General features: G+C 73.3%; 10 protein-coding genes. 8 read left to right on the forward strand and 2 right to left on the reverse strand.

Annotated features, from left to right (window positions below; all coding sequences use genetic code 11):
• Positions 1-96 precede the first annotated feature (96 nt).
• From ACH4ZA_RS17130 to ACH4ZA_RS17145, 4 genes are all read left to right on the forward strand, one after another.
• Positions 97-1605 (forward strand): DUF4331 domain-containing protein, encoded by a 1509-nt coding sequence (locus ACH4ZA_RS17130; RefSeq protein WP_319279408.1) that lies wholly within the window; start codon positions 97-99, stop codon positions 1603-1605.
• 147 nt (positions 1606-1752) lie between these two features.
• A complete protein-coding gene (locus ACH4ZA_RS17135) occupies positions 1753-3450 on the forward strand; it encodes a tetratricopeptide repeat protein (protein ID WP_398430140.1) in 1698 nt (565 codons plus the stop codon).
• Entirely contained in the window at positions 3447-5225 is a 1779-nt protein-coding gene (locus tag ACH4ZA_RS17140) for a nickel transporter (protein WP_398430142.1), read from the forward strand. The genes ACH4ZA_RS17135 and ACH4ZA_RS17140 overlap by 4 nt, the downstream gene beginning before the upstream one ends.
• Before the next feature lie 60 nt (positions 5226-5285).
• Complete coding sequence (locus ACH4ZA_RS17145; RefSeq protein ID WP_398430143.1) at positions 5286-6920, forward strand: serine/threonine-protein kinase; 1635 nt, start codon at positions 5286-5288, stop codon at positions 6918-6920.
• A 43-nt stretch (positions 6921-6963) separates the two neighbouring features.
• Here ACH4ZA_RS17145 and ACH4ZA_RS17150 read toward each other — a convergent pair whose 3' ends face one another.
• Positions 6964-7770: an SGNH/GDSL hydrolase family protein gene (locus ACH4ZA_RS17150; protein ID WP_319279402.1), complete on the reverse strand. Its 807-nt coding sequence runs from the start codon at positions 7768-7770 to the stop codon at positions 6964-6966.
• Between the two features lie 422 nt (positions 7771-8192).
• On the opposite strand from ACH4ZA_RS17150, the gene ACH4ZA_RS17155 reads away from it, so the two are divergent.
• Entirely contained in the window at positions 8193-9287 is a 1095-nt protein-coding gene (locus tag ACH4ZA_RS17155) for a DUF5925 domain-containing protein (RefSeq protein ID WP_319279400.1), read from the forward strand.
• Positions 9288-9342: 55 nt separating this feature from the next.
• On the forward strand, positions 9343-10116 hold the full coding sequence (locus ACH4ZA_RS17160; RefSeq protein ID WP_398430144.1) for a DUF72 domain-containing protein: 774 nt from the start codon (positions 9343-9345) through the stop codon (positions 10114-10116).
• On the opposite strand, the gene ACH4ZA_RS17165 is transcribed toward ACH4ZA_RS17160, so the two are convergent.
• Complete coding sequence (locus ACH4ZA_RS17165) at positions 10117-10485, reverse strand: GntR family transcriptional regulator (RefSeq protein ID WP_319279398.1); 369 nt, start codon at positions 10483-10485, stop codon at positions 10117-10119. It lies immediately after the preceding gene.
• 71 nt (positions 10486-10556) lie between these two features.
• Between ACH4ZA_RS17165 and ACH4ZA_RS17170 the strand changes: the two genes are divergently transcribed.
• Both ACH4ZA_RS17170 and ACH4ZA_RS17175 read left to right on the forward strand, forming a co-directional pair.
• Entirely contained in the window at positions 10557-11486 is a 930-nt protein-coding gene (locus ACH4ZA_RS17170; RefSeq protein WP_398430145.1) for a GNAT family N-acetyltransferase, read from the forward strand.
• Entirely contained in the window at positions 11467-11970 is a 504-nt protein-coding gene (locus ACH4ZA_RS17175) for a DUF402 domain-containing protein (RefSeq protein ID WP_319279395.1), read from the forward strand. The genes ACH4ZA_RS17170 and ACH4ZA_RS17175 overlap by 20 nt, the downstream gene beginning before the upstream one ends.
• Positions 11971-12024: the final 54 nt, after the last annotated feature.

The raw sequence follows: 12024 nt of genomic DNA on the forward strand, positions 1-12024 counted from the left end.
CAGGAAATAAAAAGTTTTTTGGTTTCGACCAATCCGAACACCCCCTCCGGTCCGTATCACTGTCCGTCAGGCAACTTGGCACAGAGGACGGACGGCATGACAGCTATCTCCAGGAGCGGCAACGGACGCAGGAGCGTCGCGACCCTCATATGCGGTGCACTGGCCGCCGGGGGGCTCGCAGCCGCCGGCGCCGCCACGCTGGCACCAGGGGCCGCCTACGCCTCCAGCCACCGTGAGGCTCCTCTTATCTCGGGCACTCCCCAGTACGACAACACGGACGTGTACGCCTTCGTCAGCCCGGACCACCCGGACACGACGACCATCGTCGCGAACTGGATCCCGTTCGAGGAACCCGCGGGCGGCCCGAACTTCTTCCCGTTCGCCGAGGACGCCCAGTACGACCTGCACATCGACAACAACGGTGACGCGAAGGAGGACCTGACCTTCCGGTACACGTTCAAGACGAACACGAAGAACAAGAAGACGTTCCTCTACAACACCGGCGCCGTCGACAGTCTGTACGACCCCGACCTGAACGTCACGCAGACGTACGACCTCGAGCTGATCAAGCTCAAGAAGGGGAAGGTCCAGCACCGGACGAAGATCGCGGACGATGTGCCGGTGGCCCCGTCCAACGTGGGCAAGGCGTCGATGCCCAACTACAAGAAGCTGCGCGACCAGGCGATCTACAAGCTGCCCAACGGGGCCAAGACCTTCGCCGGCCAGGCCGACGACCCGTTCTTCCTGGACCTGCGCGTCTTCGACCTGCTGTACGGCGGCAACCTCTCCGAGGTCGGCAACGACACGCTCAAGGGCTACAACGTCAACTCGATCGCGCTGCAGGTCCCGAGCGACATGATCACCGAGGCGAAGCACCAGCCGATCGTGGGCGTCTGGTCGACCACCCAGCGCGAGAACGCCCAGGGCTACTACACGCAGGTCTCCCGCCTGGGCAACCCGCTGGTCAACGAGGTCGTCAACCCGATCAAGGACAAGGACCGCTTCAACGCGTCCCAGCCGAAGGGCGACGCTCAGTTCCTGAAGAACGTCACCAACCCCGAGCTGCCCAAGCTCATCGAGGCGATCTACAAGATCAAGGCGCCGGCCGAGCCGCGCAACGACCTCGTCGACGTGTTCCTGAAGGGCGTCAAGGGCCTCAACCAGCCGCCCTACGTGACGCCCTCGGAGGAACTGCGCCTCAACACCTCCATCAAGCCGACCGCCAGCCCCAAGCGGCTCGGCGTCCTGGACGGCGACAACGCGGGCTTCCCGAACGGCCGTCGCCTCACCGACGACGTCATCGACGCCTCCCTGCAGGTCGTCGAGGGTGAGCTGGTCGGCTCCAAGAACGACCTCGGCGACGCCGTCGACAAGAACGACAAGAGCTTCGAGAAGTCCTTCCCGTACGTGGCCCTGCCGACCGAGGGCTCGCGCGGCGCGACCGCCAAGAGCGGCGCCGACGTCCGCAGCCAGCTCGGCGACGCCCTGACGGGCTCGGAGAGCAACACCGCGCTGATCGCCTCCTCCGCGGGCGCCGGCGCGGCGGGCATCCTCCTCATCGGCGGCGGCCTGATGTGGTGGCGCGGGCGGCGCAGGGCCTACTAGGCCCTCCCTCAGCGGACCGGGGAGAAACCTGCGCTCCCCGGTCCTGCCCCACCGACTGGCGCGGCCCGCGTAACTCATCCCCCACGGCGCGGGCCGCGCCACCCCCACACCGGCACACCGAACCATCCAGCTGACCTAGGAGAGGGCATGTCCCCGCGGACGAACGACGGCGAGCGCGAGCAGCCCGGGCAACCGGATGCCGGCCGGCCGGCACCTCAGGCACGACGACCGGAGCCCGCCACGGGCCGGCCGGCGTCGGAGCCGGAGGCCCGGCGCGCCACGAGCGGGGACGACGCTCCCGGGACCGGCGCCACCGGTTCCGGCACCGCAACGGAAGCCGAGGCGCGCGACGCCGTCGGACCCGCCGAGGCCCGCACGTCCGACGAGCCGGCCCGGCCGGCTGAGCCGCAGACGGAGGCCCGTCTGAGCGACGAGCCCGCCCTGCCCGCGGAACCGGTGCCGGACGCCGGCGACGAGCGGGTCGCCGCCGTACGGCGGGTGGGCGCGGCGGGCCGTCGCTGGCGGGCCGTGCACCTCGGGGCGTGCGCCGCCATGCTGGCCGTCGCGCTCACCGCAGGGGCGGTCGCGCTCGGGGCGGTACACGAACAGCGCGGGCTGCCCGTGGCGGCGGCCGCGGCGGTCTCCCCCGGGCTGCTCGCCGACGGCGACCTCGACGCGAGCATCACCGCCCTCCAGACGCATCTGCGCGCCCAGCCGCACGACTTCGGCGGCTGGGCCACCCTCGGGCTCGCCTACGTCGAACAGGCCCGCACCAAGGGCGACCCTTCCCGCTACCCGCAGGCCGAGCAGGCCCTCAAGCGCTCCCTGGCCCTGCGCGCGGACAACGACCAGGCCCTGGCCGGCCGGGCGGCCCTCGCCGCCGCGCGCCACGACTTCGCCGGCGCCCTGTCCTTCGCCGACCGGACGCTGAAGCAGAACCCCTACAACGAACGCGCCCTGAGCTCCCGGATCGACGCCCTGGTCGAGCTCGGCCGCTATGACGACGCCGACGCCGCGGCCCGCACTGCCGACCAACGGCGGCCCGGGGTACCGGTGTTCACCCGCTACGCCTACGTCCACGAGCTGCGCGGCGACGTCACCACCGCCCGCCGTGTCCTGGAGCGTGCGCTGGCCGCGTCCAGCTCGCCCGGCGACATCGCCTACGTCGGCGCCCAGCTCGGCCAGCTCGCCTGGAACCAGGGCGACTACGCCACCGCGCTCACCCACTACGCCCGCGCTCTCGCGGCCGACGAGAACTACCTCCCCGCGCTGGAGGGCCGCGCCCGCGCCCAGGCGGCGAGCGGACGGCAGGCGGAAGCCATCAAGGGACTGGAACTCATCGTCGCCCGCTACCCGCTGCCCGGCCCGCTGGTCGAACTCGGCGAGCTGTACGAGGCCCGGGGCGGAGCGGGGGACGCGGCGAAGGCCGCCGACCAATACGCCCTGGTCGACGCCTGGACGGCCATCGCCCGCGCCAACGGCGTCAACGCCGACCTCGACACCGCGCTCGCCGCCGCCGACCACGGCGACCGGGCCACGGCCCTGCGGGCGGCCCGCGACGACTGGTCCCGCAGGCACACCGTGCACACCGCGGACGCCCTCGCCTGGGCGCTGCACGTCAACGGCAAGGACGCCGAGGCCCTCCCCTACGCCCGGCAGGCCACGGCCACCGGTTACCGCAACGCGTCCTTCCTCTACCACCTCGGTGTGATCGAGAAGGCGACCGGCCGTCCGCAGGACGCCCGTGCCCACCTCTCCGCCGCCCTGAAGCTGAACCCCGGCTTCTCCGTACTGGGCGCCCGCGAGGCCCGTACGGCGCTCAAGTCGCTGGAGGCGACCAAGTGATCTCACGTCGTCTGTTCGCCTCCTGCGCGGCCGTGTTCACGGCCGGGTGCGCGCTCGTGCTGGTTCCTTCCGCCGCCGCGAGCGCGCACCCCCTCGGCAACTTCACCGTCAACCGCTACGACGGTCTCGTCGCCGCCCCCGGGCAGTTGCGCGTCGACCACGTCGAGGACCTCGCCGAGATCCCGGCGACCCAGGCCAAGCCCGACATCGAGCGGCTGGGGATGGACGCCTGGGCGCGGGAGCGCTGCGCCTCCGCCGCCGACGGCAGCAGGCTCACCGTCGGCGGCCGGGCCGTGACGCTCACCGCGGGCGCGAGCAAGGCGGTCGTACGTCCCGGTCAGGCGGGGCTCGACACGCTCCGCGTCGAGTGCCGGCTGACGGCGCCGCTGCCCGAGGGGGACACCGTCGCCCTCGCCTTCCACAGCGAGGGCGCCTCCTCCGGACCGGGGTGGCGGGAGATCACCGCGCGCGGCGACCGGATGACGCTCACCGACTCCGACGTGCCGAAGACGTCGGTGTCGCACGAACTGACCACGTATCCGAAGGAGTTGCTCTCCTCTCCGGCGGACACGTCGACCGCGTCCGTGACGGTGCGGCCCGGCGGCGCGGCTCTCGTCGAGGAGGGCCGGGACGCGCCGGCCGCGTCCGTGCTGCCCCGGGGCGCCGACCGCTGGACCCGGGCGCTGGACGACCTGGTCGCCCGGCAGGACCTCACCGTCGGCTTCGGCGCGCTGGCCCTGGTGATCGCCGTCGTCCTCGGCGCGATGCACGCCGTCGCGCCCGGTCACGGCAAGACCATCATGGCGGCGACGGCGGCCGCGCGGGGCGGCAAGGCCCGGATGAAGGACGTCCTCCCGCTCGCCGCCTCGGTCACCGTCACGCACACCCTGGGCGTCGTCGCGCTCGGCCTGCTCGTCACCGCCGGGTCGGCCGCGGCGCCGTCGGTGATCGCCTGGCTGGGGCTGGCGAGCGGGGCGCTGGTGCTCTTCGCCGGCGCGACGCTGGCCCGCCGCGCCTGGCGCGGCCGCGGCCCGGACACCGCGCACGACCACGACCACCCGCATCCGCATCCGCATCCGCATCCGCACGGCGACGGTCACGACCACGGGGACGGTCACGACCACCCGCACTCGCACGAGCCCGCGAAAACCCCCGGGCGTCAACTCGCCCTCGTCGGGGCGACCACCCCGCACACCCATGCCCATCACGACGCCGACCAGGGCCGCCGTCACGACCACGGCCACGCGCAGGAACACGAGCACGGCCACGACGACCCGGCCCGGCCGCACGACCACGATCACGACCACCACCACGATCACAGCCGTCCGCACACCCATGAGGGCCACACCCACAGCCACGGCGGTCACACGCACTCCCACGGGGGCCTCACGCACTCCCACGGCGGTCGCACCCACACCCACGCCGTCGCCCCCACCCTCCGCGGGACGCTCCTCCTCGGGTTCGCCGGAGGCATGGTGCCCAGTCCGTCCGCCGTGGTCGTGCTGGTCGGCGCGGCCGCGCTCGGCCACGCCTGGTTCGGGCTGCTGCTCGTCGTCGCGTACGGCGTCGGGCTCGCGCTGACCCTGACCGCCGCCGGGTTCGCCGTCGTCCGGCTGGGCGCCGGGGCGACCCGCCTGCTGGAGCGGCAGCCGCGCTGGACGAGCCACCCCGCCGTGACCCTCGTCCGCCGCAACATGCCCCTGTGGTCCGCGTTCCTCGTGGTGGCCCTGGGCGCCGGACTGGTGCTCAAGGGGGCCGCATCCGTACTCGGCTGAGCTACGTTTGTGGGGTTGCGGAGGCTTTCGCCCGGATGCGAAGAGCGAAATGGGGGCGCGGTGACGGAAGAACCGGGCAGTGAACGTCTGATCGCGGGCCGGTACCGGCTGCTGACGCCGCTCGGCGAGGGCGGCATGGGCACGGTGTGGCGGGCCCGGGACGAGGTGCTGCACCGCGAGGTCGCCGTCAAGGAGGTCCGGGCCCCGCACGGGCTGGCGGCCTCGGACGTCGAGCGGCTGTACGCCCGGCTGGAGCGCGAGGCCTGGGCCGCGGCACGGGTCGCGAACCGGAACGTCGTGACGGTGTACGACGTGGCCACCCAGGACGGGCGGCCGTGGATCGTCATGGAGATCGTGCACGGCATCTCCCTCGCCGACATGCTGGACGCGCAGGGACCGGTCGAGCCGGCCCGGGCCGCGCACATCGGGGCCGAGGTGCTGGCCGCGCTGCGGGCCGCGCACGAGGCCGGGGTCCTGCACCGGGACGTGAAGCCGGCGAACGTGCTGATGTCGAACGACGGCCGGGTGGTGCTCACCGACTTCGGCATCGCCACCGTCGAGGGCACCTCCGCGCTGACGATGACCGGCGAGGTCATCGGCTCCCCCGAGTTCCTCGCGCCGGAGCGGGCGCTGGGGCGCACGCCGGGGCCCGAGTCGGACCTGTGGTCGCTGGGCGTGCTGCTGTACGCGGCGGTCGAGGGCAACTCCCCCTTCCGTCACGACACTCCGCTGAGCACCCTGCGCGCGATCGTGGACGAGGAGCTGCCGCCGCCGCGCCGCGCCGGTCCGCTGGCGCCGGTGATCGAGGGTCTGCTGCGCAAGGATCCGGCCGAGCGGCTGCCCGCCGACCGGGCCGAGCAGGATCTGCGGCTCGTCGCCGCCGGGGGCGCCCCCTCCGGGGGAGGCGACTTCCGCACGGACGCGGGCCGTACGGCGCCGTACACGGCGTTCCCGCCGACGCCCGCGCCCCACGGCGGACCGGCGGGACACCCGTCGACGGCCGCGACCCCGCACCAGCCCTGGTCGACGCCGCCGCCGGACACGTCGTCGACCGCCGCCGGGGAGCGGGACCGCGGCAGACGGACCGGCACGGTCCTCGTCGTGGGCGTGCTCGCGGTGGCGTTGGCGGTGGCGGGGCTGACCTATGGGCTGCTGAACCACGACGACGGCGACAAGGGCCGGTCCGGCGGGGTCACCGACAGCGCCTCGGAGGTCGCGAGTTCGCCGGCGACGCAGTCGGAGACCAGCGCGCAGGCCGAGTCGCCCAGTCCGAGCCCGAGCCCGAGTGCCAGCTCCGAGGCGCCCGAGCAGACCGTCTCGGTCACCGTGACCGGCGCGCACACGGAGTACTCCGGCGCATGCCCTCCGCAGGACGCCGCCGCACCCGCGTTCACCGCGACGATCACGGTGGGGCAGCTGCCCGCGACGGTGTCGTACCGGTGGGTGTCGAAGGACGGCGAACTGTCCGGGCAGACCTGGAAGACGCTCGAGTTCCCGTCGGGCGGCGGGAAGTCCAAGCAGGACAAGGTGATCCTGTCGACGTACGCGGAGACCGGGACGTACGAGAACGCGATCTCCGTGGAGGTGCGGGATCCGGTGAAGAAGACGTCCGGCTCGGTGCCGTTCTCGGTCACCTGCGAGACGGAGGAGTCCCCGTCGGGCGAGGCCTCCCCCTCGCCCTCGCCGTCGGAGTGAACCGGGCCTGACCACCGGCGCGGTGCGTCAGGCCCGGCGGGGATCAGGCCGCGCTGTTCAGAACCGGCAGATAGCCGCCCGACTGACCGGCCGCGGTCGGGTGGTAGGACTCGCCGATGTTGAGCAGGTTGAGGCTGTGCAGCCAGGAGCTGCCGGAGCAGATCTCGTGTCCGCCGAACGAGGTGCGGACGTCGCCGAAGACGAAGCCGTGTGCGGCGGCGCGCCGGGCGGTGGCGGCGTCCAGGTAGTCGGCCGCGCCGTTGATGGCGGAGCGCTTCGCCTCGGACAGCCCCAGGCAGACCGTGCCGAGCCGGTAGAAGCGCGGGTAGCCGATGACGACGACGCGCGCGTTGGGGGCCCTGTCGCGGATCGAGGAGTAGACGGTGTCGAGTTTGCCGGGGAGCGTCGAGTCGACGTACGCCCTGGCGGTGTCGATGCGGGACAGACAGGTGCTGTCGGAGCTGGTGACGCAGGTCGTCATGACGTCGGCGAAGCCGGCGTCGTTGCCGCCGATGGTGACGGTCACCAGGCCGGTGGAGGCGTTCAGGCCGCCGAGCTGGTTGGCCAGAACATCACCCGTACGAGCGCCTGAACATGCCGCGAAGGTGAACGAGGACGGGGCGTGGGCGGCGTTCCAGAGGTAGGGGTACGCCTTGGTGCTGCGCTTGCAGCTGCCGCTCGAGCTGATGTAGCTGCCCGCTCCGACGCCGGAGGAGTAGGAGTCGCCGAGCGCCACATAGCCGCCGCCGGCGGCGAGTTGGGATGCCTGCGCGGGGACCGCACCGGTGAGGGCGGCGCCGGCGGCGAGGAGGACTGAGCTGACGAATACGACAAGTCGGGAACGTCTCATGGAACCTCCCTTTAGCAGGATCTCTGCCATGACTGTCGTAGCAACTACGCGTGTTGACGGGAAGTGTCCATGCCAACTTTGCCGCCGACGGAGTGCGCCGTTCTGTAACGGCCGACCGGACGGCCCGTCAGAAGCCACCGGCGCGCGGCCGTTCGCGGCCGGCCACCGTGCAGCCAGGGACGTCAGGGGCGTTCGGGGAGTCCAGGGTCTTCCGGCGGTTCCGGGGCGTCCGGGGGTTCCGGGGGTTCCGGGGGTTCCGGGGGTTCCGGGGGTTCCGGGGGTTCCGGGGGTTCCGGGGGTTCCGGGGGTTCCGGGGGTTCCGGGGCAGGGCGGATCGAACAGGTGAATGCGACACGGCCGACACACCGCGCGCACACCGGAAACCGGGTGCGCACGGTGGCCTCGTGCCGGATCATGGCGGCATGCCCGCACTCCCACACGACGCACTGCCGATCCGGCTCACCGTCGACGACTCCGACTCCCCGTCCGACGTCGTCGACGCGCTGTTCCTCGGCCGCTTCGCGACGGGCGAACAGCCGTACTCGCACGCGGCGAACATCGACCGCGTGCGCTCCGGCGCGACCCTGCTGCCGCCGCAGGCCCGTGTCCTGCGCGTGGCACGTGACGAGGACCGCAGCGCGACCCTGGCCGAGGGCGACGGCTGGACGCTGCTGATCTCCCGCTGGAACCGCGGCGCCGACGTCACGGTCACCGCGACCACCGCCGAACTGGCCGCGCAGGTGCTCGACGAGGCCACGGACGGAGCGGCGGACGAACCCGAGCCCCAGCCGGAGAACGTGACCATGGGCTTCTGGTACGTCTCCCCGCGGCGCGGCCCGCACCGCACCACCCGCCAGATCTCCGCGGGCACCTGGGACGAGGTGCGCCCCAACTACACGGCCCCCGTCGCCGAGGCGATGGACCGTCTGATGGGGACGACCCCGGAGAGCATCGCGGGCCGGCTGCTCCTGCTGCACGGCCCGCCCGGCACCGGGAAGACGTCCGCGCTGCGCACCCTGGCCCGGTCCTGGCGCGAGTGGTGCCAGGTGGACTGCGTGCTGGACCCCGAGCGGCTGTTCTCGGACGTCGGCTACCTGATGGACATCGCCATCGGCGAGGAGGACGGCGCCGGCAAGAGCCGCTGGCGGCTGCTGCTCCTGGAGGACTGCGACGAACTGATCCGCGGCGAGGCCAAGCACACGGCGGGCCAGGCGCTGTCCCGGCTGCTGAACCTGACCGACGGCCTGCTCGGCCAGGGCCGCAACGTCCTGGTCGGCGTCACCACCAACGAGGACCTGGAGCGTCTCCACCCCGCCGTGGTCCGCCCCGGCCGCTGTCTGGCCCGGATCGAGGTGGGTTCGCTGACCCGCCGGGAGGCCGTGGACTGGCTGGGCACGGAGGAGGGGGTGGGACGCGAGGGCGCGACGCTCGCGGAGCTGTACGCGCTGCGCCGCGGCATCTCCCCCACCGCTCTGCCGGAGCCGCGCGGGGTGGCGGACGCGGGGCTGTACCTCTGAGACCTTCCGGGCGCCCGCGCGGCCTCCGGCAGGGTCCCGGGTGTTTGATGGAGGTATGACACTGCGCGTCGGCACGTCCGGCTGGCAGTACAAGGACTGGAAGGACGTCCTGTACCCGGCCGACGTGCCCGTGCGACGGTGGCTGGAGGAGTACACCGGGCACTTCGCCACCGTGGAGGTCGACAACTCCTTCTACCGCCTCCCCGCCCGGGAGACCTTCGCGTCCTGGGCGCAGCGCGTCCCACCGGACTTCACGGTCGCGGTGAAGGCGAGCCGCTACCTCACCCACGTCAAGCGCCTGAAGGACCCCGAGGAGCCGGTGCGCCGCCTGATGACCCACGCGGCGGGTCTCGGCGGCCGACTCGGCCCGGTCCTCCTCCAGCTGCCGCCCACCCTGCGGGCCGATCCCGCTCTGCTGGACGCCTGCCTGGCCTGCTTCCCGGCGGCCGCCCGGGTGGCGGTCGAGCCGCGCCACGCGTCGTGGTGGACGCCGCAGGTGCGGGAGGTCCTGCGGTCCCGGGGCGCGGCCCTGTGCTGGGCCGACGTCCGCTCCCGCCCGGTGACCCCGTTGTGGCGGACCGCCGACTGGGGGTACGTCCGCTTCCACCAGGGACGCGCCCACCCCTGGCCGCACTACGGCCGCCGGGCCCTGGAGACCTGGCTGGACCGCATCGCGACGACCTGGCCGGACGACGCCGACGTCTACGCGTACTTCAACAACGATCCCGGCGGCGCCGCGGTGGCGGACGCGGCCGTGTTCGGGCGGACGGCGGCACGGGCGGGGCTGACGGTGACCCGCACCCCGCGCGGGCTCGCCGCCCACCGGTGATCACGCCCGGTAGGCCGCCCGCAGCGCCTCCCGGACGGCGGCGGCCCCCTCCTCCTCGCTGAGCCCCAGCCGCAGCACCCGTTCGGCGTACGCCTGTGCGGCGGCCGCGGCCTCGCGCTCCGCCGCCGGTCCCGCGGCGGCGACGACCGTGCCGTTGCGCCCCCGGGTCTCGATCACCCCGTCCGTCTCCAGCGCCCGGTAGGCCTTGGCGACGGTGTTGGCGGCCAGGCCCAGCGACTCGGCCAGGCCCCGCACGGTCGGCAGCCGGTACCCGACGGGCAGCTCACCCGACCGCGCCTGCGCGGCGATCTGCGCCCGGACCTGCTCGTAGGGCGCGGCGCTCTCATCGATGTGGATCTTCAAGGTCACGGGCCCGATTGTCCCGTACCCGCCGGAAAATGGGAGGCACCCCCGGGCCGCCTCTCCTAGCGTGGGGCCACATGACCGTCATCGTGCGCGATCTTCATCCCGGCGCAGACGCCGACATCGAGGGCTTCGTCCGCGTCCGGCACGCCGCGCTGCCGTACGTGTACTTCAGCCCCGCGTCCGTACGCCACCACCTCGCCCTGACCCCGGCCCCGGCCCGCTACCGGGCGCTGGTCGCCGAGGTGGACGGCGAGGTCGTCGGCACGGCACAGGCCGGCCTGGCGTACGACAGTCCGGAGCCGGGCCAGGGCTGGCTCAACGTGTACGTGGACCCGGCCCGCGCCCGCCGGGGCGCGGGCACGCTGCTGGTGCGCGCCGCCGAGGAGCACCTGGCGGCGCACGGAGCGACCAAGCTGTTCTCCTGGGTCCTGGACGAGCCCGGCCATCGCGCCTTCGCCGAACGGCACGGCTACCGGGCGAGCCGCTCCGCGCACTTCCTGGTGCTGGACCTGGGGCACGCCGAGCTGCCGCCGCTGCGAGAACCGCCGGCCGGCGTCGAGTTGCGCACGGCCGCCGACTTCGCGGACGACCCGCGGCCGCTGTTCACCCTCGACGCGGAGGCGGGCTCGGACGAACCGGGGGACATCGCCACCGAGTTCACGGACTACGAGGCGTGGATCGACGAGTACTGGAAACATCCCCATCTCGACCGCGAGCTGACCTCGGTCGCCGTGGCCGACGGCCGTCCCGTCGCCTTCAGCGTGGCGCACACCGACGGCGCCGGGCGCTACAGCACCGGCATGACCGGCACCGTGCGCGACCACCGTGGCCGGGGCCTGGCCAAGCTCGTCAAGAACGACTCCCTGCACCGGGCACGCGCCGCGGGGTACACCGAGGCGCACACCGGCAACGACGCCGACAACGGGCCGATGCTCGCGGTCAACCGGTGGTTCGGGTACGAGATCCGCGCGACGGAGGTACGGCATGTCCGTGAACTCGGCTGAGCCCATGGGCGTCGTGGACGTCGTCCTGGTCAAGGGCGGCCGGACGAAGATCCGTTACCCGGCCGGGCTGCTGTCCGACGACGGCGTCCGGATCGCCGTGCGCGCCCCGTGGGCCGGTGACGGCGTACGCGACTTCGGCTTCGTGCGGTTCGAGGCGGGCGACGTCTTCACCGAGTTCTACTGGCGCGACCGGTGGTACTCGGTGAAGGAGGTCCGCGCCGCGTCCGGCGCCCTGAAGGGCTGGTACTGCGACATCGCCCGGCCGGCCGTGCTGTCCGGCGCGGAACTGGTCGTCGAGGACCTCGACCTGGACCTGTGGCGCTCCGCCGACGGCACGGACGTCCGGCGTCTGGACGAGGACGAGTTCGAGGAGAGCGGACTCGCCCGGCGAGACCCGCAGGCCGCGGCCGCCGCGCTCGCCGCCCTCGACGAGCTGGAGGCGCTCGCCCACGCCGAGGGCGGCCTGGAGGCGCTGCTGGCATGACGCGCGGCCGGAGCCCGGCCACCGCGCGTGGAAGCCGTCGCCGGACCGGGGGCG

The sequence above is a fragment of the Streptomyces sp. NPDC020597 genome (genome assembly GCF_044335095.1).
In the GTDB taxonomy this organism is placed as follows: Bacteria; Actinomycetota; Actinomycetes; order Streptomycetales; family Streptomycetaceae; genus Streptomyces.